The sequence below is a fragment of the Plantactinospora sp. GCM10030261 genome (genome assembly GCF_042666615.1).
GTDB lineage: Bacteria > Actinomycetota > Actinomycetes > Mycobacteriales > Micromonosporaceae > KBS50.
The window spans coordinates 67,514-91,364 of sequence record NZ_JBHTDD010000019.1 but is presented as its reverse complement, the minus strand read 5'-3'; the positions used below and the strand labels follow the sequence as shown (position 1 = coordinate 91,364).

The 23,851-nt window shown below is 68.2% G+C and carries 19 protein-coding genes; 8 read left to right on the top strand and 11 right to left on the bottom strand.

The genetic code is table 11. The annotated features are described in order from the left end of the window. The first annotated feature begins 282 nt into the window (after positions 1 to 282). Positions 283 to 810: a hypothetical protein gene (locus ACFQUZ_RS21740; RefSeq protein ID WP_377445208.1), complete on the top strand. Its 528-nt coding sequence runs from the start codon at positions 283 to 285 to the stop codon at positions 808 to 810. Between the two features lie 109 nt (positions 811 to 919). Here the strand turns inward: ACFQUZ_RS21740 and ACFQUZ_RS21735 are convergent, their stop codons facing one another. From ACFQUZ_RS21735 to ACFQUZ_RS21720, 4 genes are read right to left on the bottom strand one after another with little or no spacing between them, the layout of a single operon-like run. Continuing rightward, positions 920 to 3,055: a DEAD/DEAH box helicase gene (locus ACFQUZ_RS21735; protein ID WP_377445205.1), complete on the bottom strand. Its 2,136-nt coding sequence runs from the start codon at positions 3,053 to 3,055 to the stop codon at positions 920 to 922. Further along, positions 3,052 to 4,413: a BREX system ATP-binding protein BrxD gene (brxD, locus tag ACFQUZ_RS21730; RefSeq protein WP_377445203.1), complete on the bottom strand. Its 1,362-nt coding sequence runs from the start codon at positions 4,411 to 4,413 to the stop codon at positions 3,052 to 3,054. Before brxD ends, ACFQUZ_RS21735 begins: the two co-directional genes overlap by 4 nt. After that, positions 4,410 to 7,163 (bottom strand): BREX-2 system phosphatase PglZ, encoded by a 2,754-nt coding sequence (gene pglZ, locus ACFQUZ_RS21725; RefSeq protein ID WP_377445200.1) that lies wholly within the window; start codon positions 7,161 to 7,163, stop codon positions 4,410 to 4,412. The genes brxD and pglZ overlap by 4 nt, the downstream gene beginning before the upstream one ends. Next, the gene (locus ACFQUZ_RS21720) at positions 7,160 to 10,963 is read right to left on the bottom strand and encodes a phage resistance protein (protein WP_377445197.1); all 3,804 of its coding nucleotides are present in this window, start codon (positions 10,961 to 10,963) and stop codon (positions 7,160 to 7,162) included. The genes pglZ and ACFQUZ_RS21720 overlap by 4 nt, the downstream gene beginning before the upstream one ends. Before the next feature lie 583 nt (positions 10,964 to 11,546). Between ACFQUZ_RS21720 and ACFQUZ_RS21715 the strand changes: the two genes are divergently transcribed. Further along, positions 11,547 to 12,101: a Uma2 family endonuclease gene (locus ACFQUZ_RS21715; protein ID WP_377445194.1), complete on the top strand. Its 555-nt coding sequence runs from the start codon at positions 11,547 to 11,549 to the stop codon at positions 12,099 to 12,101. 97 nt (positions 12,102 to 12,198) lie between these two features. Here ACFQUZ_RS21715 and ACFQUZ_RS21710 read toward each other — a convergent pair whose 3' ends face one another. Next, positions 12,199 to 12,663, bottom strand: a complete 465-nt coding sequence (locus tag ACFQUZ_RS21710) for a hypothetical protein (protein WP_377445192.1) — start codon at positions 12,661 to 12,663, stop codon at positions 12,199 to 12,201. A 28-nt stretch (positions 12,664 to 12,691) separates the two neighbouring features. On the opposite strand from ACFQUZ_RS21710, the gene ACFQUZ_RS21705 reads away from it, so the two are divergent. Together ACFQUZ_RS21705 and ACFQUZ_RS21700 are read left to right on the top strand one after the other, a co-directional pair. Next, positions 12,692 to 13,087, top strand: coding sequence for a hypothetical protein (locus tag ACFQUZ_RS21705; RefSeq protein WP_377445189.1), 396 nt, complete (start codon positions 12,692 to 12,694; stop codon positions 13,085 to 13,087). Positions 13,088 to 13,279: 192 nt separating this feature from the next. Beyond that, positions 13,280 to 14,467, top strand: coding sequence for a PASTA domain-containing protein (locus ACFQUZ_RS21700; RefSeq protein WP_377445186.1), 1,188 nt, complete (start codon positions 13,280 to 13,282; stop codon positions 14,465 to 14,467). 56 nt (positions 14,468 to 14,523) lie between these two features. Here ACFQUZ_RS21700 and ACFQUZ_RS21695 read toward each other — a convergent pair whose 3' ends face one another. Both ACFQUZ_RS21695 and ACFQUZ_RS21690 read right to left on the bottom strand, forming a co-directional pair. Continuing rightward, positions 14,524 to 15,774, bottom strand: coding sequence for a hypothetical protein (locus ACFQUZ_RS21695; RefSeq protein ID WP_377445183.1), 1,251 nt, complete (start codon positions 15,772 to 15,774; stop codon positions 14,524 to 14,526). A gap of 68 nt (positions 15,775 to 15,842) precedes the next feature. Next, positions 15,843 to 16,703, bottom strand: coding sequence for a G1 family glutamic endopeptidase (locus ACFQUZ_RS21690; protein WP_377445180.1), 861 nt, complete (start codon positions 16,701 to 16,703; stop codon positions 15,843 to 15,845). Between the two features lie 257 nt (positions 16,704 to 16,960). On the opposite strand from ACFQUZ_RS21690, the gene ACFQUZ_RS21685 reads away from it, so the two are divergent. After that, positions 16,961 to 17,860: a phosphotransferase enzyme family protein gene (locus ACFQUZ_RS21685; RefSeq protein ID WP_377445177.1), complete on the top strand. Its 900-nt coding sequence runs from the start codon at positions 16,961 to 16,963 to the stop codon at positions 17,858 to 17,860. A gap of 34 nt (positions 17,861 to 17,894) precedes the next feature. Beyond that, positions 17,895 to 19,238, top strand: a complete 1,344-nt coding sequence (locus tag ACFQUZ_RS21680; RefSeq protein WP_377445174.1) for a hypothetical protein — start codon at positions 17,895 to 17,897, stop codon at positions 19,236 to 19,238. A 30-nt stretch (positions 19,239 to 19,268) separates the two neighbouring features. Here ACFQUZ_RS21680 and ACFQUZ_RS21675 read toward each other — a convergent pair whose 3' ends face one another. From ACFQUZ_RS21675 to ACFQUZ_RS21665, 3 genes are read right to left on the bottom strand one after another with little or no spacing between them, the layout of a single operon-like run. Continuing rightward, positions 19,269 to 19,487, bottom strand: a complete 219-nt coding sequence (locus ACFQUZ_RS21675; protein WP_377445172.1) for a hypothetical protein — start codon at positions 19,485 to 19,487, stop codon at positions 19,269 to 19,271. Beyond that, the gene (locus tag ACFQUZ_RS21670) at positions 19,487 to 19,738 is read right to left on the bottom strand and encodes a hypothetical protein (RefSeq protein WP_377445169.1); all 252 of its coding nucleotides are present in this window, start codon (positions 19,736 to 19,738) and stop codon (positions 19,487 to 19,489) included. Before ACFQUZ_RS21670 ends, ACFQUZ_RS21675 begins: the two co-directional genes overlap by 1 nt. Beyond that, positions 19,735 to 19,857: a hypothetical protein gene (locus ACFQUZ_RS21665; protein WP_377445166.1), complete on the bottom strand. Its 123-nt coding sequence runs from the start codon at positions 19,855 to 19,857 to the stop codon at positions 19,735 to 19,737. The genes ACFQUZ_RS21670 and ACFQUZ_RS21665 overlap by 4 nt, the downstream gene beginning before the upstream one ends. A 459-nt stretch (positions 19,858 to 20,316) precedes the next feature. Between ACFQUZ_RS21665 and ACFQUZ_RS21660 the strand changes: the two genes are divergently transcribed. Beyond that, on the top strand, positions 20,317 to 21,207 hold the full coding sequence (locus ACFQUZ_RS21660) for a helix-turn-helix domain-containing protein (RefSeq protein ID WP_377445163.1): 891 nt from the start codon (positions 20,317 to 20,319) through the stop codon (positions 21,205 to 21,207). Continuing rightward, the gene (locus tag ACFQUZ_RS21655) at positions 21,200 to 21,460 is read left to right on the top strand and encodes a DUF397 domain-containing protein (protein ID WP_377445160.1); all 261 of its coding nucleotides are present in this window, start codon (positions 21,200 to 21,202) and stop codon (positions 21,458 to 21,460) included. Before ACFQUZ_RS21660 ends, ACFQUZ_RS21655 begins: the two co-directional genes overlap by 8 nt. On the opposite strand, the gene ACFQUZ_RS21650 is transcribed toward ACFQUZ_RS21655, so the two are convergent. Continuing rightward, positions 21,435 to 23,795 (bottom strand): phosphotransferase, encoded by a 2,361-nt coding sequence (locus tag ACFQUZ_RS21650; protein WP_377445157.1) that lies wholly within the window; start codon positions 23,793 to 23,795, stop codon positions 21,435 to 21,437. The genes ACFQUZ_RS21655 and ACFQUZ_RS21650 overlap by 26 nt on opposite strands. Between the last annotated feature and the right edge of the window lie 56 nt (positions 23,796 to 23,851).

The following is a 23,851-nucleotide window of genomic DNA, read 5'->3' as shown; positions in this document are numbered from 1 at the left end:
GGGGGTTCCGACCGCCGCACCGGGACCATCCTGTGCCGTTGACCAGCGGAGACTCAACGATTCCGGTGGACAACGTTGGCACGGGTACGGCCTTTCTTCGCCGCAACATTCCGGTGTTCCACGGTGTGACGCCGCCAGCGGACGGCGGCGCCCGCGTTCCGCCACCACCGGCTACCCGGACGCAACCACCATCGGTTAGGCGGACCCACCCCGGGCGGCGACATGGCCGGTTCGACGCAGGTCCGCGACCGGTCGGTGACCGTCGTTCAATACGGTGGCCGGATGCGACGTACCGGGGTCCGGGTGGTGATCTGCGCCTTGGTGGTGTTCGGGCTTTCCGGGTGCCAACCCGCGACTGAGGGTGTCCTCGGCGTACGGCTTGACGCGCAGGGCCGACTGGTCGGGGTGTTCGACTGGTGTGACGGCAAGGCTGGAGCCAGGATCATCGTCCTCCACCTCAGCGGCGACGACGGTGGGGCCACCGATGAGGTGGTCCGGCTCGATCGGGTTCCAGGTCGTCGCGCCCGCGCCGCCGAGGAGGTTGTGATCCTCGATCCGTCCGACGACTGGCGTTCCACGCTGACACCGACCGCACTGGGCGATGATCGGACCTACAACCTGGACGCGTGGAACAAGGACGACGGGATGGCGCACGGCTTCCCGTTCGAGATCGGTGAGCTACGCGCCCGGGCCGACTCCGGGGCGATCCTCACCAAGCAGTGGCGGCACCAGGAAGGCCGCTACATCGCCACGTTCCACACGCCGGAGAGCTTCGCCCGCCATGCCGACGCGGTGTGCCGCGACGGATGAGGCCACACATGGTTATCCCGGGAGCCGGCGGCGAAGCTGAGACGGCCAGGCTATGCAGGCGGAAGCGGGTCGTTCGTGGCCATCAGGGCGGATCACGACCTCTGTCGTGCTACGTGTTGATGGTCACGAATCGCGTGGGCATTGCGAGAACGGTGCTACTGCCGGCGAAGTCGGCGAGCCGGGCCGCGATGGTCGCCACTGCCAGTCGTTCCGGCAGGGCAGCGCTGAATTTCAGGCCGCGGACAGCGCGTTCGTTGACCTCGGGGAGGCAGAGTCGTTGGGCTGCGTCGCTGGTGAGCGTCCGCCATTCGTCGGGGGTCAGGTCGGCGCGGAGCCGGACGGCGAAGTCGTCGAATCGCTGCGCCGGGTCCACCACCTCTCCCAGGGTGGCGGTGAGGGTGGCGTTGGCACGTAACCCGGCCCAGGTCCACCAGCGGAGGTCGCCTTTGGCGTCGCGGACGATGACACTGCCGCCGGGGTGAATCAGCGACATCCACTCCTCACGCCGTTGCCGCAGCCGCTCGCTTGCCCGGCCGGTAAGCCGGACCGGTGGGTCGGCACCGAGCAGCACCTCCCGCATCGCCTGCACAAGTTCGAATCCGAAGCCCGACCAGCCGCCGGTGGTCCAGCGGGCGCGTCCGCCGGCGTCGGCCGGCTCCACGAAACATCGACGTCGGCGCCAGTCGACGTAGGTGACACGCCAACTGCGGCCGCCGAGCAGCAGGAGCCGGGGGCCCCGCACCTTCTCGGTCAGCAGGTCGGGGCTGATTCGCCCCAGTTCGGCCCGGCCGTGCAGGGTGGTGAACTCCGGTGGTCCGGTGAAGACGGCGGTGAGTTCCATGAAGTGTCGTCGCCCGAACTGCCGCTCTGCCTCGCTGCCGATGAACAGCAGGCCACCGTCGTGGTCGAGGTAGCCGTGTTCGGTGAGGTGCCGGAGGATCGGTTCGGCGCCTCGCCCGAAGGGGCTCAGGTCGTTCCACCAGTGCTCCCACAGTCGGTCGCCGACTGCACGTTCCTGCAGGCACAGCGCCATGATCTGCTGGGCCACGATGTGTCGCGGCTCGGGCGGCGGCTGGACGGGTTCGACCCAGCCGCTCCCCCACCGGTGCAGCAGGCCGGCGGCGGCGACCAGCGTGTCGGCGGTGCGGCACAGGAAGAGGCAGTTGCGGGTGCTGCTGGCGCGGCGGCCGGTGCGGCCGAGTCGTTGCAGGAACGACGCCACGGTCAGTGGCGTGTCGATCTGGATGACCCGGTCGAGATCGCCGACGTCGATGCCGAGTTCCAGCGTGCTGGTGGAGACGATGACGCAGTCCCGGGCCTCGGCGAACGCCTGCTCTGATCGTCGCCGTTCGGCGGGGGCGAGCGAGGCGTGGGACAGGAACGTCGTCACGCCCTTCTCCCGCAGGAGCTGACCGAGTTCCTCGACCGTTTGCCGGGATTCGCAGAAGACCAGGCGTTTCTCGCCGGCGTGCAGGGCGGCGATGACGGTGGCCGCGTTTGCCAGCGATCCGACGTAGTCGAGTTCGATGTCACCGGGCGGGGACGCAACGGCAACCGACTGCACCCCCGTCGTGGGCGCGGTGGTCGATTCGGGAGCGACCACGCGCGCAGGTCGGCTGCCAGCCCCCGACCCCTGTAGCCACCGCAGCAGGTGGTCCGGATTGCCGACGGTCGCGGACAGCCCGACGCGTTGCACCGGGCGGCCGATCGCGTGGGTGAGCCGTTCCAGAACGGCGAGCAGATGCCAGCCCCGGTCGTCACCGGCGAAGGCGTGGATTTCGTCCACCACGATCGCCCGCAGTCCGGCGAAGAACTGCCGGTGATCCACCTTGGTGCTGACCAGCATGGATTCCAGTGACTCCGGGGTGGTGAGCAGGATGTCGGGGCGCTGCCAGAGGATCGCCTGGCGGGTGGAGGCGGTCACGTCTCCGTGCCAGAGCGCCGCCGTGCGGCCCAGCCAGCCGGCGTACCGCTCCAGCCGGGGGTGCAGGTTGTTCAGTAGGGCCTTGAGCGGGCAAAGGTAAAGCAGGGAGGTGCCGGTCCAGCCGTCGCGGGACATCCGGGACAGCAGGGGGAAGACCGCGGCCTCGGTCTTCCCGCCGGCCGTGGGCGCCAGCAGCAGGGCGTCCTCCCCGGTGAGGAGGGGGTCGATAGCGTCGCGTTGCAGCGGCCGCAGGTCCGGCCAGCCGAGGCTGTTGACGACGTGGTGCAGCACCACCGGATCGAGCGTGGCCTCTTCGTTCACATCGGCAGCTCGATTTCGTCGGCGGAACCGGGCACGGCAGCCGCCACACCGCCGGCAGCCGTCCCGCCCGGAGCGGCCGAGCGAGCTGCCGCGTTGCGTTCGACCTGGGTCAGCTCGTCGGCCCGCAGGGTCGGTTGGTACTGCCGACGGGGGTCCCAGTCGTCGAACTGGTCCACCCGGTCGAACACGTCGGCCACCAGCTTCTTGAGATAGAGCCGGGGGGCCACCCCGACCTGTCCGCCGAGCCGGCCGGCCACGGCCCGGGCCAGTTCGCCGAGGTACGCGTCGTCGACTCGTCGGGCGACCTGTTCGCTTCCGTAGATGTCCCGCACCCGCATGCCGAGTTCCACCAACGCCTCCTGGCTGAACCCGGGCAGCCGGAGTTGAGTGGCGCGCGGGTTGTCCCAGCGGGGATCAGACCCGAAGTCGGTGGCGAGCCGCTGGGCGAGCGGCGCCAACCGTTGCACGCCCTGTTGCCCGTCGAAGAAGGCCGGCGTACCCGTGATCATCAGGAACAGCCCGGGGAACCGGCCGGCGTAGACGTCGTCGACCAGTTGTCGCAGGGCGTTGAGGGCCTTGTCCCGGGCGTCGGACCGGACCCGCTGCAACGTCTCCACCTCGTCGAGCACCAGCAGCAGGCCGCGGTGCCCGCTGTCGGACAGCACGGTCAGCAGTCCTTGCAGGAAGCTGAGCGCACCGAAGTGGTCGAGGTCGCCCTTCACGCCGGCGGCCCGTCGGGCGGTGGCCGCGACGTGCGGTTGGCCGCCGAGCCAGGCCGCCAGTCCGTCCGCGGTCGGCTGGTCGCCTCGACTCGTCGCCGTACGGTATCCGCGTAGGGCCGCCGCGAAGCCCGGAGTCCGGCGGGAGATCTCGGCCAGTCGTCGTTCCAGCAGGTCGCCGACGGCCGAGTCGAGGCCGTGCGGGTCGTCCTCGGCGACCGTGCCGGCGGCGAGCACGTCCTCTTCGAGGGCGTAGATCCAGGCGTCCAGCACGGGACGCAACGCGCTCGGGGTGAACTGTTCGGTGGCCAGTTGCTCGACCAGCCGCCGGTAGACGGTTTCCATCCGGTGCAGCGGGGTTTCCAGCTCGGAGATCTGCACCTCGGCGACGGCGAATCCGCGCCGCTTGGCCCGCTCCCCCAGCCATCGGGTGAAGAAGGTTTTCCCGGCGCCGTATTCGCCCCGGACGGCCTTGAAGACGCTGCCGCCGCCGGCCACTCGGTCGAGGTCGTCGTCCAGGGCGCGGGTGAACCGGCCGAGCCCGACCGCCAGGGCGTCGAGACCGTTGGTGGGCACGACGCCGCGGCGCAACGCGTCGATGATGTCCCGGCGGCGGCGGGCGGAGATCTCGACGGTCATGACGACTCCAGGCCGAACTGCTCCACCAGCAGCGGGATGTCGAGTTTCGCGGTGTGACCGTCGGCGTCCAGCACCAGCACCGGATAGCCCTCCACCTGCAGCAGCCGCTGCAACGCGGTCAGGATGCCCCGGATCCGGTACGCCGGCACGTCGGCGCGGGTGGCGAGGGTGTCGAGGGTGGCCCTGCCGTTGCCGGCGACGAGGGCGCCGACCAGGGCCGCGACCCGGGCGTCCGGCAGCGGCGCCCGGGCGTCCCGCCGGTCGGCGTACACCGGGCTGGCCAGCAACGCCGCGACCAGCGCCGCCTCCCGGTCCCCCGGCCCGGCGGGCGACGGGGCCGCCGGCCGGGGTGCCGAGGTGGCCTGCGTATCCGGCACCGGCAGCTCGAACAGGCTCTCGTCCTGGGCAGGCGGCCGCTGCCGGCGGTTCGGCCGGCCACCGGCGCCGGTGGTCACGGTCGCGTCGGCCGGTTGGGCGGCGACGGACGGTTCGGCAAGCGACTCCCGCCACCACTGCGGGCTGGCGACCGGCGCGCCGGCCCACCCCGGCACCGCGTTGTCGTCGTACGCGCTGAACACCAGCAGCGGGATCACCGCCTCGGCAGGCGACGCGCCGCCGTGGTAGCCGGCCTTGCGGGGGCCATATCGCAGGTTTTCCCGCCAGGGCAGCACGACCCGGCCGCCGTAGGCGACGCGGCTGCCGGCGAACTCGAGTTCGCCCTCCCCCACCGGTTCGGTGGCCGGCCGCCACCGGTTGTCGCTTCCGCTCGACGGGCGCACGACGCTGTCTGGTCCCGGGTCCACGACGTGGCCGTGGTCGGAGACGATCACCACCACCCGGTCGTGGGTGACAGCGAGCAGGGAACGCAACGCGCCCACGGTTTCGGTGCCCCATTCGATGAGACCGGGGTCGCTGCGGTCGAGCGCGTCGTCGATGGTGTTGATGACGGCCGCCACCACGGGGACCGTGGGGTCGTCCAACGCGTCGGTGACCTCGGTGTCGACGGCGGCACCCGCGACGGCTCGCAGCCGGCCCTTGTGCAGCAGCAGACCGTCCGGGAAGCGTTCGGTGAACGCCTTCGTCTCGGCGCTCCGGTCACCCACTCCGATCCGGCCGGCGAGCAGGCTGTACCTGCTCACCTCGGTGACGGTCGGCAGGGCGGCGAGCACCCCGGTCCGGGGGCCGCCGCCGGGGGTCAGCTCCAGCCAGCCCGTGCCGCGGGCCACCGACTCGGCGATCTCGGCGCTGGCCGCGGTGCTCATCCCGTCCAGGATCAGCAGCAGCACCCGGCGGCCGGCGTCGAGGATCGGCTGGACCACCCGGTCGAGGACGTCCTCGACGCGCAGCAGCGCACCGGGTTCCCGTTCGGCGGCGGTCATGTCCTGCAGCAGGTCGGCGAACTGGTGGTCGTGCCGGGACCGCCGGGCCTCGACCGCCCGGTGCAACGCCTGGTATGCCTGGGCGACCTGCCCGTCCGGATCGCCGGCGACGATGTCGAGACGGGCCCGGTCCACCCACGCGTCCTCGCGGACCTGACGCAGGGTCGCGTCCAGCAGCGTCGCCGGGGGCGCCGGCTCCGCCGTGACGAGCCAGCGGAGCAGCCGTACGGCCATCCGTGCGGTCTCCACCCGGATCCGGTCGGCGGCCCGGTGCTCCTCGACCCGGGCCAGCAGGTTCTGCGCCTTGCCGACCAGGCCGGCGGCCGGCGGGGTGCCGGGCGTGGTGGGCACCGCGAGCCGGACGGCGGCGGCGAACTCCCGCATCCGCTGGGCGAAGCCGCTGGGCAGCAGCACCGAGGCGGCCAGCCGGCGGGACACGTCGATCTCGGCGGCGATCTCCTCGGCCCGGTGCAGCATCCGGCGCGCCTCCCGGCGCGTCGCCTCGTCGCCGTCCAGCGCCCGGTAGAGCCACGCCTCGGCGGCGTCAAGGAAGGCCGCGGCCTGCGTGCCGGTCAGTCGGGTCCCGCCGAACCGCGGCTCCAGCCGGGTCCGCGCGACGGCGATCTCCACGTCCGGCCGGCCGCTTTCGCCGCGCGGCCACAGCACTCCCGCCAGCAACCCCAGCGGTACGACGTCGACGCCGTGACCCGCCCGGACCGCGGTCAGCACGGGAACCGCCGCCGGTCCGGCCACCTCGTCGAGGAAGGCGGCGATCCCGTCGGCCCAGTCGGCGGGCAGGTTGACGAACCGCAGTTGTGCCGGGGCATTGGTGCTCCACTGCAGCAGACCGGCGCCGTCCAGCACGTCCGGGGCGAGACCGAGCAGTTCACCGGCGAGGTGTCGGAGCGCGTACTCGCGGGTGAGGATGGTGCCCTGGGGCGGCGGCCAGCCGTCCATCGGCGCCAGCTCGGTGAGCGCGTCCGCCACCCACCGGCCGACCCGGATCAGTCCCTGGTCGGGCTTCACCTCGTTGCCGAACGCCTGCCGGACCAGGTCCCACGGATCCACGCTGCGGGTGGTCTGGCGGCTGAGATGGGCCAGCAGGCCGTCTCCCAGGTCCGCGTCGGTGAGCGGGGTGAGCAGGACCAGGCGTTCCGGCTCGGCCCGGTCGGCCAGCGCCGCCCTGGCGGCGATGGGGGTCGGGCAGGGCACCACCCGCACGGGCGTGCCGGCGACGGTCAGCACCGGGTCACCGGTCCACTCCGGGCGGGCGCGCAGCGCGATCGCCGGCGCGTCGTCCCGTTCGGCCAGCCAGGACTCGACCTTGCGTCGGACCGCTGCCGGTCGGACCGCCGGGTGTGCCACGGTCACGCCTGGTCCTGCCGGGACACGACCGTCCAGGTGACGGAGACCTGCCGCCCGGCGTCCAGCTCGGACCGGACCGCGGCGACGAGCGAGTCGAGGTCCGCGGGGTCGCGGACGACCGTCTCGGCACCGGCGTCGCCGGCCGGCAGCGACAGGTCGCCGTCAGAATCGGACGCCCGGCCGCAAACGGAGTCGTCGCCATGTGTCGGCCGGTATTCGGGCCGCCGTTGGGCCGGGATCGTCCGCTGGTCGATCCGCGACGGGTGGTCCGGTTCCGGATCCGGTCGGGCGATCACCGTCTCCGGCTTGGGGTGCTGCTCGGCCAGCAGCGCGGCCGAGGCCGCCACCGCCTCGTCCAAGGCCGTCCGTAAGTCGCTGGCGTGGTGCTCGCGGCGGGCAGCGTCGTGCAACTGTTCAAGGATCACGGAGGCCCGTTCGTCGGTTTCTGCCCGTACGGAAATCGCCTTGAGCAACGACCACTGCGTACCGGCGAGCGCCCCCACCAGGTCGCGAGCCTGCTTGTAGACGGTGCTCGCCGCCAGCGGGTCGAGGTTGCCGAGCCGGTTCGGCCCATCCGCAACCACCTTCGCCAACACCACGTCGTCGGTCTCGTGCGCCACGGCGGTCAGTAGCTCGGTGACCCGCCGGGCGGTGACCAGCCGGCCGGTCTGCGCATCGGGTTCGATGTCGAGCAGCTCGGCGTGGTTGACCAGTGCGGTGACGAGCTGCCCGGCGATGTTCACGTACTGGCGGGCAACGCCCCGTACGGCGGCGGCGAGCGCGGCGAGGTTCGCCGGATTGCGAAACAGCGGCAGCGGTTCGCCGAAGAACGGCTGGCCGAACTGCACGGCGGCTTTCCAGGTCCGCTCGTCCGGCAGCGGCGGATGCCGCAACGCGAACCGGTCCTCGACGCCCTGTACGGCGGCCACTGACACCTTGCCGTCGCCGTCGTACCAACCGAGCTGCTGCTCCAGGGCGAAGACGGCGATGATCAGGTTCTGCAGGTCGCGGTCGAAGCCACGCGCCTTCGGCTTGTCCAGCAGGTCCCGGAGCACGTGCACCGGCCAGTGGTCCCGGTAGTCCTGCTTCGCGGACTCCTGGAGCAGGTGACGGCTCCAGAAGGAGGTGGTGATGTCCAGGACGTAGCGGTGGTCGACCAGCTCGCCGAGTTGCAGGTTGTTGCAGATCCGGCGGAGCAGCTTGTGGTCGGCCGGCGGCACCGAGATGCCGTGGGTCGGGTCGGCGGCGGCCTGCCGGGCGTACTCGTAGACCTTGTTGAGTTCGGCCCGGGTGACGGGTTTCTCGTCGACCGGCAACGCCGGGGTGCCCGGGTAGGACCAGTCGAGCAGGTCGCCGCTGAGGTTGCGAAAGGCGTCGGCGAGCGTGCCGCCGCGCGGGTCGCCGAGGCGCAGCCCGTCGGCGAGGGTGTGCAGCACCCCGACGGTGTCCTCGTGGACGTCGGACCGTTGCGGATTGGCGGCGCCGTACGCCTGCTTGAGGGCCGTCACGATGCCTTCGCGCAACTGGCTCTGTCGTTGTTGCAGGTAGACGCGGCCCTGCTGGCGGTCGGCCTTGGGCCAGTCGGCGGCGAGCGTGTTGAGCCGTTCGCCGGCTCCCCCGACGCCGAGCAGATAGTTGATTTTCGCGAGCTGGGCGACCCGGCCCATCATGTCCTCGGTCAGATACAGCGGCAGCCAGAAGACGGTGTTGGAGCCGCGGTCGAGTTCCTCGATGCGGGCCCGGTCGGCGCTGCGCGGGTAGTCCTGCGGGTCGAACGGGTAGTCGATGACGATGCGCCATGACTCGCCGGGCGCGATCAGCGCGGCGACCGGCATGGTGTCGGGGTCGCGGACGTTGCCGAACTTGACCTGCACGACATGCGCCCGGCCCCGCCAGGGGCGGGTGTGCAGCAGTTCGCCGTGCGACCCCTCGCTCGTCCCGAGGCCCATCTCGGCGATGATCAGCTCGCGGAGGAGCTGCTGCCGGACGCCGGCCGAGGTCTCGTTGTGCGGCACCAGGTCGAGCAGCTTGTCGAAGTCGACGGTGTGCAGCTTGAGCGAGACGACGGGGTCGTGGTCGTCCGTCAGGTGCAGCTCGCCGGCGTCCTGCTCGATCTTGCGGAGCCGGTTCAGCACCATGGTGTTCTCGTAGCCGGGGATCGGCGCGGAGATGGAGCCGAAGTTCAGCGCGTGCAGCTTGGCGGCGGTGAGGTTGTGCAGCGCCGGCACGTCGGGCACCAGCGCGCCGAGCAGGATCGTCTTGACCAGCTTGTCGTCGAGCTGGAACTGGGTGTGCCCGGCGGCCTGCTCGTCCGTGATGCCGTTGAGGGCCAGCAGGATGGGTCGCAGCTTGCGCAGGTAGAGGGTGCGGGCGGCCTCGAACTGCTGGCGCAGCTTGGGCCGGTCGGGCAGTTCGCCGTGCAGCACCAGCGGGTCGAACAGGGCGGCCACGCCGATCAGATCGTTGACTCGCAGGGCGTCGCGGCGGGCCACCAGCAGCTCGGTCATCACCTTCAGCGCGGTGCGTTCCCGCTGCAACGCCTGGGACAGCGCCACCAGCGTCGCCACCAGGGCCGGAGAGAACGGGTAGAGCTGCCGGAAGGCGGTGGCGTCGGAGCCGATGCCGGCGTCGCCGTACTGGGCGCCGAGCAGCAGCGTGTCCCACACGTCGCGGTTGTGTTTGACGGCCGCGAAGGCGTTGTCGATGATCCGGCGGGCGGCGTCGTCGTTGGGTTTGAGCAGCCGCTTCTCGGTGATCTCGGGCAGGTTGGTGTCGGCCAGCACAATCTCGCCGAGTCGGCCCTGCACGCTGCGCATCACGTGTGCGAGGGCCTCCCGTTCGGTGCCGCCGACCTGCGGGCCGAGGAACTCCTCCAGGTTTCGCTGCCGGGCCACGAACGACACAAGCGGCAGCGGGCGGGCGGTGTCGGCGGACTCGATCAGCTTGTTGAGCTTCGCGCCCTCGGTGTTGACGAAGGTGTGGTCGGTGATCCGGCCGGACAGCCAGAGGATCAGCTCGTCCAGGAACAGGACGATGGCGTCGTAACCGAGGCTCGTGGCGTGCCGGGTGATGACCGCGAGGCCGGTGTCCAGGTCGAGGTATTCGCCGCTGTGCACCGCGCCCCGGAAGAAGGTCTCGGTCAGCGCGCTGACCAGCGCGTCGCGGTCCTTGGTGCCGGGCGGCTGGGCGGCGGCTTCGGCGTACCGCTGCGGGGTCCAGCCCTCGGCGCGGGCCCGCAGCGCGGCCAGGCCGGTGCCGCCCGCGCCGGGCCCGGCGCTGCCGCCGCGCAGCTCGGCGAAGAACGCGTCGTCGCCGAGCGTCCGACGCAGGCCGGCGGCGTTCTCCAGCAGCGCGTCCGAGCGGTGTACGGCCGGGACAGGCGCATCCGGGTGCGCGGCGGTGACGTGCCGCAGGTAGCCCTCCAGGACGGCCTGCTCGACCGAGCGGGCGTCGAGCATGTGCAGCGTCAGGCTGAGGAAAGTCCGGCCGGGCAGCCAGGAGTCGGCCGCCAGGATCGGCTGGGCCAGGCCGCGGATCTCGCGGGCGGCCGGGTTGTGGGCAAGGATCTCCCGGAGTACGGCCATGAAGTGCGACTTGCCGGAGCCGAACGAGCCGTGCAGGAACATCGCCTGGGAGCGACCGGTGGTGACGGCGTGCCCGATGCGCCGCAGCGCGTCGGCGAAGTTGTCCCGCAACTGGTCGGTGACGACGTACCGGTCGAGATCCGCGCCTTCGGCGGCCTTGACGACGAAGTCGCCTTCGCTCACCGACACCGGGATGTCGATCAGTTCGCGCAGCAGGGTCACGCCACTTCCTCCATTGCCTTTTCCGGAATGGGACACGCTACCGACGGGCGGGAACGTTGAGAAGAACGTTCATGATCGGAAGGTGCGGCCCGTGGGCGGGACCGCGGGAGCGTCTGGTGCGCCACCATGGCCGGACGGCGGAACCCTTGCAGGTCAACCGTTTCCGGCCAGCCGACTGTCGCGCCGCAGAGCATTGAAAGAGTCAGCTTGCCGACAGTTCGCTGCTGCCCGTACGTCACACCGGCCTCCTGCTCGCCTGGCTGATGTGCCGATATTGGTGGACCGACCGGCGATTCCGTCACCGTGTCGAGTTGGTGACTGAGGGTGTGACCAATCGGATCGCCGGAATTGGCGAGCGAGCATACAAACTGCTCCGGTGCGATGAGGGGATGTCGAACTAGCTGATGAAGGCCACCATTCGGCACCTGAGATCGCCATAACCGGCTCGCGTGCGTACCCGATTCGCGGATAGATCGGCTCGGATCGGGATCGGCGCGGCAGTTCCGGATCGTGCCTTCCGCTCGACCGACTCGCGAAGGGGTGTTGCCGGTGGCGGACTCGCTCAGCTCGGTAGGATGCTGGCATGAGCGCTGAGGCCGTCGGCATGCACATGCCCGCCGTCGTCACGCTCGACGATCTCGGCTCCATGATCGCCGCAGATCCGCACGGGCACCGGTACGAGACCAGCCCTGAGGGGGTTCTGTCCGTCATGCCGCCGCCCGACTCGGAGCATGCCGCCATTGCCAGCCGCCTGCTGGTCTGGCTCGCTCTCGGCGGCTGGCCGGCCGAACAGATCCTGCAGGCGGCCGGCGTCCGGATTCCGGGGCCAGCCGGGGACGGTGGCCGGATCCCGGACCTGAGCGTGTGGTCCGCGCCGCAACCACGCAGCGTGTGGCTGGCTGTCACCGACCTCCTGCTCGTGATCGAGATCGTGTCGCCGGGCTCCGAGGCAATGGACGCCATGGTCAAGCACCAGGAGTACGCCCGGGCCGGCATCCCGCGTTACTGGGTGGTGGACCGAGATGCTGGCCAGACCGTAACCATGCATCGACTCAGCGATGCCGGCGAATACGAAATCACGACGAAATTGCCGTTGGCTTGGCTGCTCAACACCGCGCCCGCCGAACACCTCGGTTGATCAATAGCGGCCCGTCGTCCGCAGCCACGAGTCGCGATGTCGCTCGCAGATGAGCGCGGCACCGCACATCGACCGGATCTGCCAGAGACGACAGTGTTCATGGACGCCGGCAGAAGGGTCGGTCCTCGGCGAGGACCATGCATTCCCAGCTGTTGTCGCGTCGGCCGGGGCGGGGTTGCGGGCCGTTGAACTGGCTGAGTAGTGCTGGCCCCCCAAAGCGGCGGATGTCGCTGTTCACGGCGACCTCGTTGCCGCACCAGGTGAGTTCGTCGCCGGCATCGAACAAGGCCCGCGAGGTGCCGGTCAGCACCAGCGTCTCCGCGTGTTCGACGACTGACAGTTGAAGCTGCTTCCAATCCCAGTCCGGCAGGTCAGAGATTCGGCGCTCGCGGGGGGCCGGTGCGCGCGTCGTCGCTGGTGTCCCGGCGCGCGGGCCACGCCGGATCCGGGCGCGGATCGCCGGCCAGTCCGATGCCCGGAGCGGTATGTCGCGGCGCGCGATGAGCAGATCTGCGAGCCCTTGCTGTTCAGCCCACCACGCCGCCGCCGCGCCCTCCTCCACGGGGTTCGTCCCGCGCCAGGGCTGCGGCGTGAGCGGTTACATCCTCGATGAGCTCGCTTTGATAGCCGGACTCACCGCCCAAGGTGAGGAGCACCACCGCCTTGAACTGTCTCGGCTGCTGATCGCCGCAATCGACAGCGGCCCCTCCATCGGCGTTCCGGCATTGTGCCTGGCTGTTGCCGCAGTACGCCGGCCGGCGTTGCCTGGCCACCTGGCCGAGTTGGTCACCGGTGGTCCGCCAGGTGCCATCGAGATCATCGGGCTCAGACGCACGCCCGATGTCGTCCTGTTGCGTGCCGAACATCCGGGCATCGAGTGGCCCGTCCTGCACGCAGCGAGCACGGCTAGCCAAAGCCAGGTGCCGATCGTGACAACCGCTCCGGGCCGCTACACCGAAACAGTCGTCGAAGCTATCCGACTCTGACCAAGCGACGCCGTGTGCGGCGGCTCGCCGGCGGAAGGTCGGCGAGCACGCGCTCCATGCGGCCAGGAGCGCGATCCACGCACGGACGCTACAGCTCTCAGTCGGATCAGCGGCAGGATGGAGGTGATCACGGTGACAGTGGGTTAACGTGCCGACACCTTGTGGATGCGCGCAGCCGTCGAGGAGGACTCCGTGAGTGACGCCGAGATCGGACCCGCCGCCGTCACTCCCCCATCCACCTGCCCGATCGGCTGGCAGCCCAGCGCCCTCGCGCCCGTCTTCTGGGGCGTGCGGGAGTACGGGCCGGCCGACGGGGCGCCGACCCGTATCCGGGTGTACCACCCGAGTATCGACTCCACCCCGGACACCGCGGCGATGCTCACCGGCTGCGGGAAGTACCCGCTCATCGTCTTCGCGCATGGGCACTGCGACCAGGACGACGACCACTTCCGGCGGTGGCACCGCACCCCGGCGGCGCTGGCTCGCTCCGGGTACGTGGTGGCCGTACCCGATCTGCCGGACATCGACATGCATCCGGCGGTGAGCCAGTCGACGCAGCAGGCGCTCGCCAGCACCGTGAGCTGGATGCGGCAGGGCTGGACCGGCAAGGCCGCGCTGCTGCCGGCCGCCAGGACCGGCCTGGCCGGCCACTCGTACGGGGCGCTGCACGCCGGGATCCTCGCCACCCGCATCCCGGTCGCCGCCGTCGCCTCGATCAGCGGGGTGTGGAACGACTGGCAGCCAAACTACGGCACCAAGCCCATCCACCAGAACGCGGTGCCCCGCCTGCTGACCTGGGGCACCATCGACCCCGACGCCACGCTGGGCGCCCCCGACTGGAACGCCATCGCCAAGCCCCGACACCGGGCGGTGTTCGACAACGCTGAGCACTACGACTACTTCCCGTACCAGCAGAATGTGCCCTGCCGCCCGGTCGGCGGCGGCGGACCGTGCCCGCATGTCGGCATCGCCACCGATGACCTGCTCATCATGTTCTTCGCCAACTACCTGCCGCCGGAGCTGTGGCCCGACCTGCCGAGCCGGATCCCGAACAATCTCGTTCCGCCGCCGCTGAACCTCACCCCGGAGCAACGCTTCTTCGCCGGCGCGCATCTCGTCGGGCTGTCCACGTTCAACGCGACATCGTCGTGCGACGTGTCCATCTCCGTCGATCTGCCGCTGGACAAGACCGTCCCGCACGTCCGCGAGATGCTGCGCCCGCAGGCCGACCAGGCGGTACGCGGCGCGGGCCTGGTGCCGAAGTTCACCGGCTCGACGAGTCTGAGCGCCTGGGTGGCGAGCCAGTCACCGGCGGGCGGGACGAACGTCGCGGCGGAAACCACGGTCACCATGACCATGCAGACCGGCCCAATCCCGTAGGCCGGACAGCGGGGCTGGTCGCGCGGGTCAACGCGACCGCGAGCGGTCCGGCGGTGTCACCCGTCGAGACCGGCATAATTCTGTAGCTCCTCGTGCGTCGTCGGCAGGCCGTGTTGGCGCAGCGGACCTTGTGGACCCGAGGACCCGAACACGTGCGGGTTGTCGAGCAGCCAGGTGACCACCGCCCGCTGCGCCGCCGTCAGTTCCTCGAAGGCGCGGCCGTGATCCGATTCCATCCGCGGAAACGCGCACCCCAGCACCACGTTGAAGTGGTTGTGCCAGTTCGATGTGGGTTCCTCGGCAAGCACCGCCGCGACCAGGTCCGACCGCACCTCCTCAGCCACCGGCGCGGCGAAGGCGTCGAGCAGTCCGAGTGCCACATGGCTGGGGCTCGCGTCCCAGATTGTCCGCCCGGACTCCTTCCGGCGGCTGGCCCATCCCCGCAGCTCGGCCAGCACCGAGTCCGGCATCCGCTCACCCGCCAGCTGCGCCCACGCCACGGCGGCCGCCCACCTCAGGTCCCGGTCTGCCCCGGCGAGGTTCCTGGCGAGCAGATCCGTCACCGGTTGCGTCAACGCGCCGCCGACCAGCCCCAACGCGACAAGCGCCGCGCCCGCGACCGGCACCGGGCGTTGCTCGTCGGTGGCGATCTCGATCAGGCGGGGGCGGATCGACGTCACCTCCTCCGGAAACCAGGCCAGGGCATGAATCGCCTCCCCGACCACCTCGGCGTCCGCGTCGTCCAGGCAGGTCAACAGCAGCGGGACGCCGGCCCGGACGGCATCGTACGCGGCGAGCCCGTAACGATCTCCGAAGGAACCAGCTATTACCCGGGCAGCAGCAGCCATGGCATCCAACAAGTGCCGCTCATGCTCGGTCAGCGGAGACGCTTGCCGCTGTCTTGGGGCTACCGCCTCACGCCACTCCTGCAACTCTTGCGACCAGCGGCGCCAGTCCTCCTCCGAAATCTCGGCCATGTCGTCGCGCAGTTCGGCGACGGAGAACCCTCCGGCGGGTACGGAGTGGGCGGCATCGCCGACCGCAAGGCAGGTGAGCAGATGGATGACTATGTGCCGGTCGGGAGTGGCGGGGTCGGCCAGCAGATCCAGCAGGAACGGCACCGCGTACGCGCTGGCCTCGTAGCGGGTGCCCTGGTGGTGAATGTTGCCGTACAGCTCGTACATCGCTTCGCCACGGACCTCGGCATCGGAGGACCGCAGGTCGCGGAGCAGGTCGGGAACGTCCTCGGCACTTCCGTACGCGTGCGTCAGCGACGCCCAGTCGACGCTGTCCAGATCAAGATGCACCCGCGCATTCTCCACGAGGTGCGACCCACCATGGGGCCTCTGCTGTACGGCGCCGGTGCATGCGCCGCTCAGGTTCCGTACACGGCTTTGAATGTGAAGTCGGTGAGTCGGACCGGCGTGGCGAGGGTGACGCCGTTCGACTCGGTCATGGTGATCGCCTGGCCCGAGGTCAGTGACCGGCTGCCAGCGGTCGTGTAGGCGCTGATCTCGTCGAAGTAGACGACGCCGAACTGGGCCAGCGGATGGACCGGCAGGTTGAGGTCGCCGCGGGAGACGCCGGCGTTCACGGTCACGGCGGGCGGGAACCCGGTGTCGACCGAGAAGTTCATCGTCTGCCGGCTGGTCTCGTTTGTGAAGAAGTAGCTCGCGGTGCCGGCCGGGTTCGTGTTCAGGCACAGCGAGGCACTCATCACGTCGCCGGGGCGGACCGGCAGGTTGACGTTGCCCACGCTCTGCGCCCACAACTGGCTGGTGACCTGCTGGGCGGAGTCGACGGTCATCTCGACGTGGACGTCGAGGAAGCCCAGCCCGGCGAAGGTGCGGAACCGGTTCACGCCGAACGGGCTGGCGGCGAAGCGCAGGCTCGGCACCGTCCAGGTGACGAACAGAATGGTGAACGGCGCCGACGCACTGGTGGTCAACTGGTAGCCGCACGACTCGATCGGATCCGGTCCGAGCGCACGGTCGGCGGTCGCGGTCCGGTCCGCCGTCGTGGGGTCGAACTCCGGATCGAGATGGCCGAAATCCTTATAGCGGCGCGCCTGGCGGTCCCACAGCTCGGCCTCGCCAGGTCGGGTCCGCTGGTCGGGGCGTGGCGGCAGACCGTACCGGATCAGATCGTGCTGCGCGGCGGTGAACGGGTCGAAGTGCTTCGGCGGAGGCGGGCAGCGCCGCACCCCAGTCCTTCCACGGGCTTCCTGTGCGGTCATGAGGCCCCCATCGTCGGTAGGTCCGCGTGCCGGTCGTGCGCCGGGTTCGCCTGGCGCCGTGCCGCCACCCTGATGAGAAACTGACACACGATCGCCGCCGGGCGCAGCCACCAAGCCGACAGCCCGGCTCGCGCCGCAGCCGCTACACGCGATGAAACTGGCTCAATTGAACCCTCCGCGCGAGGTGCGATAGGGCCATTCACTCGTACCTGGGTGGCGCCTTGACGACTGTGCGTCGCGTCGGAAGGGTGAGGGACATGTCGGACGCCGCACCCTCCCCATTCTCGTCAGCGCTTGCGCGGGAGGTGCTCGGCAAGGCGTGTGAGACCGTCGGGCTGTCCGCCGACGATGCCCGGCTCGTCCGGCTCGGTTCTAACGCGATCTTCGAGCTGCGGCGTACGCCGGTGGTGGTCCGGATCGGCCGGTCCGCCGAGCGAATGCCGATCTTCGGTCGGGAGTTGTGTGTGGCTCGGTGGCTCGACGATCGGTCAGTGCCGGCGGTGCGGCCCTATGACGAGGTGGAGCAGCCGTTGGATGTGAACGGTCATCCGGTGTCGTTCTGGCGTCGGGTGGATCAGGGTGAGCCGCCGCCCGATGCCGCCGACCTGGCGGATCTGTTGCGGCGGTTCCACGCGGCCGGTGATGCGCCGTGTGACCTGCCCGCGTTCGATCCGCTCCGGGAGGTTGGCGGTCGGATCGACGCGGCGGTCGATGTCGATGAGGACGACCGGGACTTCCTCCGCCGACACGAGGCGCAGTTGCGGGAGCGGTACGACGACCTGGTCTTCGAGCTGCCGTCCGGGCCGCTGCACGGGGACGCGTACGTGGGGAATCTGCTCGGCCGCAAGGGTGCCGCGGTGCTGCTGGACTTCGAGGCGACGTCCGTTGGGCCGCGCGAATGGGACCTCACCCCCGTGGCCGTCGCGAACCGCCGCGTCGGCCTGCCGGATGCCGAGTATCGGGCGTTCGCCGACGCCTACGGCTACGACGTGACCGAGTGGGACGGCTTCCCGGTGTTGCGCGGCATCCGCGAGGTCGCCATGACCACTTGGCTCATGCAGAACGTCGCGGAGGGGCCGGAGGTGGCGGCCGAGTTCGCGTTGCGGGTGCGATCGATGCGGGACGGGGACGAGACGGTTGAGTGGCACGCCTTCTGAGCCGGCCGGCGCGGGGCTGAAGTTTGATCCGCCGGTGAGCCGGCAGGCCGTCCGCATCACCAACATCTACGGCACCCGGTGGGAGAACGTGCGGCATCCCGGGGACGCCGGGACACTGAGCCGGCACCTGCGATTCGGCCGGCTGGGTCGCTATGTCGACCAGGCCCAGGACCAGCTCCCGTACGTGGCGGAGCGCCTGGTGCTCGATCCGGCCCGGCTGTCGTTCCAGCGCTGGACGGCCGACGGTCGGCTCACCGGCGCTCGGCTGTGGTCGGTGTACCTGCCGTCCGGCCAGGCGGTCATCGCGCTCACGCTCGACGTGACGGCGGGACCGGTGGAAACGATCGAGCTGCTGGAGGACTGCTACTACCTGGACGTGACGGTCGACGGCACCCGGCTGGAGTCGTTCGCGTGCGAGCGGGCCACCGACGATGGAGTGTCCTGCCCGAGCCAGACGTTCGAGCCGGAGCGGCACCAGATCGTCTTCGCCGACACCTTCCCGGGTGACGAGGCCGAGGACATCACGCAGAAGCTCATCTATCGCAGTGACCTGCCGTACCGGCGGGAGTTCAGCGCCATCACCTACCCGGCCGAGTTGAACCGCCGGCCCGGCACGACCGTCGCCGTCGGGCCCTATGTCAGTGTGCTGACCGGCCAGCAGGATTACATCGAGAACTGCGCCTTCGTGTCGGCCGCTCAGGCGGTGGGAAGTTGGGTGCGGCTGCGGTGGATCCGCGACGACGCGTACGAGGATCTGCGGCTGTTCCGTCGGTCGGAGCCGGGCCGGCGGAGCCTGGCCAACCGTCGCCGGACCCTGGAGCGGATGGCCAACCAGCTCGGGGAACTGGAGCTGGAGCTGAGTTACAGCGTCGAGTCGACCGCCGACCTGGAGATCCTGGTGCCGTCGCTACGGGTCGCCGGCTATCACAACGCCCTGTTCGACTGCATGGGGCTGCGGCAGAAGGCCGATACGGTCGGGCGGATGCTGCAACGGCTGGACCGGACCATCCGGGCCGAACTGACCGCCATCGAGAGTATCGAGCGGCGCGCCGACGACGAGCGCCGGCTGCGGTGGGCGATCGCGGTCGGTTTCCTCAGTACGGTGGGTCTGCCGGTCACCCTGGTGCTGGCGTTTTTCGGAGTCAACGCTAAGGAGGTCGACGCCCGGTTCTCGATGTTCGACCCGCGGTACCTGCCGCTGTATCTCTTCGTCGGGTCGGTGGTGTCGCTCGGTGTGGCGCTCGCGTTCGGCACGTATTTCTGGCGCCTGCTGTCCCCCCGGCGGCGGGGTGACACGTCAGTCGGACCGGTGCCGACGATTCCGCGACAGATGGCCGTCACGCCACCCGTCGACCTCAGTCACGAGAGCCGACGGTAACCGTAACGTCACGATCCGCCAGTGCTCGGCTCATGCCAGTCGCTTGCTGTGCGGCTCGGACAGGTCGTCAATGGAAGGGAGGTGACCGGCCTCGATCTGGGCCCAGAACCGCTCGGCGGCGGCGAGGTCGACGTCGGACAGATGCGGGTTGATGCGCTCTCGTACGTACCTGGTGGCGGCCTCGGCTCGGGCTTGCAGTTCGTCCGCCGTCGGGGTGCTGTCGGGCGAGGTTGGCGAGTTGGCATCCATCAGCGGCGCAGCCGGCGGGCACATTCGCCATCGTGGCCGTACCGCAGCACGCACCGCCGGCCACCGGGCATCAGGGCGTCACAGAATACCCAGTGTCGTACGTGTTGGGCATCCTCCTCGGACACCGTGGTGCCGCCCGGTTCGACGGGCGAGAGGCGGGCGACGCAGCGGGCCAGCACCCGGGCGAGCCGCAGCGCGGCCGGCAGGTCCGCCGCGGTAAACGGCAGATGCACCACGTACCGCTGCGTCATCGCCGGCCCCGCTCGTCGGCGTTGACGCCGCGGCGCCCGAACCGGGCGGGTTTGAATAGGCATTCCCGCACCTGCCACGGCAGCAGCCAGGTGTACGCGGTGGAGCGGTTGTGGCGCATCGTTGACTCCCGCTTGTGGTGGAAGGGGTGGGCCGTTCGCCCGTCCCGGCGGGCAGCCCACCCCGGCCCTGGCGCCGCAGCCTCACCCCTGCGGTACGGCGCCAGAGCGGCTCAATCGGCGGGTGCGACTGAGCAGCGCGGCGGTCGCCGGGGCAATCGATCCGACCGCCGCACCGGCACCCATCCTGTGCTGTTGACCAGCGGAAACTCAACGATTCCGGTGGATAACGTTGGCACGCCTACGATCTTCCTTCGTCGCAACGATCCGATGTTCCAGCGCGTGACGCGATGTCGTTCCACCACGGAACCCGACCGGTTGACGCCCCGTGCTCGACTGGCGGCGACGAATGCAGTCGATCACCCGTCCGGGTGGTCGCGCACCGCGCCGTGGCTTGACTTCGCCTACGGAACGCCATAGACGTTCAGTAGGCGTTCCATCACGGAACCTGGGGGGATCCAGTGCCAGACGACATTGGCTCGACCGTGCCACGCCGGCAGCTCGGCCGGCTGCTGCGACAGTTCCGCACCGAGGCCGGCGTCACGCTCGACGCCGCCGCCGACGCGCTCGAATACAGCCGGCAGAAGGTCTGGCGCATCGAGTCCGGCTTCGGCCCGGTGCGGGTGCTGGACGTCAAGGCCATGTGCGAGCTGTACGACGTGGCGCCCGAGATGACCGAGGCGATGCGCGGCCTGGCCGCCGAAACCAAGTCCAAGGGCTGGTGGCACGCCTACGGCGACGCCATCCCGAGCTGGTTCGAGCTGTACGTCGGCCTGGAGTCCGCCGCCGCACACCTCCGCCGGTACGAGCAGACTCTCGTTCCGGGCCTGCTTCAAACACGGGAGTACGCACGGGTGCTCGCCAAGACGGATAGACCCAGCGTGGGCGAGGCTGATCGGGAGCGGGCAGTTGAGGTACGTATGCAACGGCAATCGTTGCTCACAAGACGGGTACCTAAGCCGCCTCGACTCGAAGCGATCCTGTCCGAGGCGGTGCTTCTCCGTCAGGTCGGCGAGCGCACCACCATGGCCAGCCAACTCGATCAGTTGCAAAAGGCGGCAGAGCTGACCAATGTGACGGTTCGTGTCGTGCCACTCGCCGCCGGACCGCACTGGGGCGCGGAAGCCGGGTCCTTCATCATCCTTGACTTCCCCGCTACCAGGAGCGGTCGGGCTGCCCCCGAGCCTCCAGTGGTCTACAGCGAGTCGTTGACAGGTGCGTTGTACCTCGACAAGCCCGAGGAACTGGCCGCCTATCGAGACGCCTGGCGCAGCCTGGAGGAGCTAGCCCTCGATGAGGCACAATCTAAGCTCCTGATCAGTAAGATCTTGAGGGAGATCTACCATGGCTGATCTCATCGGTGCACAGTGGCACAAGAGCACCCGCAGCGGCGGCAACGGCGGCGAGTGCGTCGAGGTCGCCACCAACCTACCCGGCCTCGTCGCCGTCCGCGACTCTAAGAACCCGTCCGGCCCGACTCTGACCTTCTCTCATCCCGCATGGATGATCTTCCTTCGACTTAACTGCTATAAATGGCAAGGACCGCACCCTTCGACAACATATCTTTCGGATACCTTCGCTAGCCTTGGCGACCCAACGAGCTGAGCGCTTGTCTAGCATCTCTAAGTGCCTCGGATGTTAGACGATAACCTCCGGTCTGATCGAATAGTAACAGCCGAGAGATCAGCTCGTAGCCCCGTCTTGACAGGTTGCGCTTAGCCAGAATATCCAGGTCGCACATCGACGCGTCGTCGAGGCGATTGCCAGCAGCCAATTGGAGAAGAGTAGCGCCCAACTGATACAAATCCACCTCGTGCGACCAACTGTTCAGTAAAAGAGCAGGAGGCAAGTAACCGGGCGTAGCAGAGACAGTCTTAACTGGATCACCGGCTCTGACAGAGATGTTGAAATCGATTAGGACAGGCCCGCGACTCTTATGTAGAATCACGTTTTCGGGTTTGATGTCTCGATGAATGACCCCGTGCTGTGCCTCAAAAATAGCCTGCACCACATCACCATCAAGCTCGTCATGCTGTTTACGAATTTCTTCAACTTGAGTCGGACGAGGATGTATTGATTCCAATGCGGATAATAGATCTACCGCCCATCGCAATAAAGCATGTTCGGTAGGACGACTCGATGCGTCACAGAAATCTGCCAGAGTGGGACCCTCGACGTACTCCATAACGAGGAAAGGGTTTCCGTCATCGAGGATCCCCGCCTCTATCACTTTTACTATATTTCGATGGGTGATCGTTTGCAGGATGTCAAGTTCCCTTTGAACAGTACTTAGTTTACCGCTTCTGACCACTTTGATTGCGACCGTTTCTTTGGTTCCCACATTTCGCCCCTTGTAGACAGTGGCCAATCCGCCACGTCTACCAACTTGCCCCTCGATTAAATAGTCACTTACCGATTCGCCAGCTTCAAGGACATCTCGGCGAGAACGATCAGGGCGCTGCTGCGAAAGCTGTCGTTGCAAGTAGGTTTGCAGGATTCGGATTCCTAGCCGGGGAACGCCACTTAACTCACTGCATATCCCATAACCAACAAGGTGGGCTATATCGCTCGGAAACTCGGAGGCCAGCTCCTTGAAGTCGTGTACACGACCCTGCGCCAGCAGGGATAGCAAGTAATACTCATCTGCGTATTCGTCTTTTAGCGTCGAGACGAGCTGCGCCAGTAACGGCGCACGCTCTACAAGTAGGACTTGACTCACGTTACGGACTTCATCCCTACCGACTGCCACCTGCCTACGCCTATTAAGGTTCTGGCGGTGCACTATCGATCCCATGGCACGGAGCAGCGCCGGATGACCACCCGTCTGAGCAAAAGCCTCTGACACGCTAAGTGTTGGCCATTCTATGCCAATTTTATGGCCAATTGAGTTAAGCAGGTCACCTGCTTCACCTAAAGATAGAGGTTTCAGATACTCGCGCGTGAAGTAATTGTAGATGGGGTTATCTTCATCTCCGACCTTGGCATCTTCCACACACTTCGGATTAGTGCCAGATATTACAAAAGAAAGCCGGTTGGGAAGCTGCTGATCCAGTCCACGGAGCACGCGCCATAACCTTACAAACTCCTGCTCTAAACGCGCATTCCCGGTCGGAGGAAGTATCCGCTCGATCTCATCTAGGATAACGACTATCCGCCTCTTACGAACCGCCAACACCTGACGCAAGTCATGGTCAAACAACTCGTACACCGACTCAGTAGGCTCGATGTCAGAAAACAGCTCGTAACGGCCAAACATACGTAATGACCGGATGTCCCGGATATGTCGATGAGAGTCGTATATAGCTTGACCAATCGACCACATAATGTACTGGGCATCGGGCCTAATGGCGGCTGCACGTTGTAAATCAATCTGCGCTACAAAGCATCGTCCGTCTTCTCGAACCAGTTGTGCGAGCCGGTTTACGAGGGAGGTCTTACCGATCTTCCGCAGTCCGAATATGCCCTGGTGCGCCGATCCCATAGCAATTTCCTGCTTAAGTCGCTCAACAAGGCGTCGCCGACCAAAAAAGTCGCGACTTCGCGTGACTGCCCCTGGTAAGTCGTATAGATCTCGCCCATACGCTTGTGCCTGAAGTAGAATTCTGAAGTCATCCTCGCCTAGCGGTCGGCACGTTCTTATTCGGTCGATGCTAAAGCCAATGAAGAATGTTTCGCTTTCTTCGCCGACCTCCATTACTTGTTCACCGGTGCGCTTGTCAGCCGTCAGGATTACACCTATCGATCGACTAAGCCTTGCTCCTTGGTCCCTGACTAGCTCAGAGGCTCGATCAATTTCTCGCGCTTGGAACTTCCCGTACTCAGCGACGTACACCAACAGTTCTCGAGACTCACCGAGGGCGACCTGCAGATCATCGGGCATGCGTACGAATAGCGCCCATACTTTCGCATCTCTAGTTTCATGAACATACTCGACCGTCATGCCCGCAGTCGATAGCGCCTGACAAATGTGCCGACGAGCCTCGCTTGTCGAGACAA

Bases quoted from the DNA above. Each gene is read 5' to 3' on its own strand.
- ACFQUZ_RS21650 (WP_377445157.1), bottom strand. From the start codon at position 23,795: ATGACGGTCGAGTATGTTCATGAAACTAGAGATGCGAAAGTATGGGCG.
- ACFQUZ_RS21690 (WP_377445180.1), bottom strand. From the start codon at position 16,703: ATGACCGCACAGGAAGCCCGTGGAAGGACTGGGGTGCGGCGCTGCCCG.
- brxD (WP_377445203.1), bottom strand. From the start codon at position 4,413: ATGACCGTCGAGATCTCCGCCCGCCGCCGCCGGGACATCATCGACGCG.
- ACFQUZ_RS21715 (WP_377445194.1), top strand. From the start codon at position 11,547: ATGAGCGCTGAGGCCGTCGGCATGCACATGCCCGCCGTCGTCACGCTC.
- ACFQUZ_RS21685 (WP_377445177.1), top strand. From the start codon at position 16,961: ATGTCGGACGCCGCACCCTCCCCATTCTCGTCAGCGCTTGCGCGGGAG.
- ACFQUZ_RS21665 (WP_377445166.1), bottom strand. From the start codon at position 19,857: ATGCGCCACAACCGCTCCACCGCGTACACCTGGCTGCTGCCGTGGCAG.
- ACFQUZ_RS21740 (WP_377445208.1), top strand. From the start codon at position 283: ATGCGACGTACCGGGGTCCGGGTGGTGATCTGCGCCTTGGTGGTGTTC.
- ACFQUZ_RS21655 (WP_377445160.1), top strand. From the start codon at position 21,200: ATGGCTGATCTCATCGGTGCACAGTGGCACAAGAGCACCCGCAGCGGC.
- ACFQUZ_RS21675 (WP_377445172.1), bottom strand. From the start codon at position 19,487: ATGGATGCCAACTCGCCAACCTCGCCCGACAGCACCCCGACGGCGGAC.
- ACFQUZ_RS21670 (WP_377445169.1), bottom strand. From the start codon at position 19,738: ATGACGCAGCGGTACGTGGTGCATCTGCCGTTTACCGCGGCGGACCTG.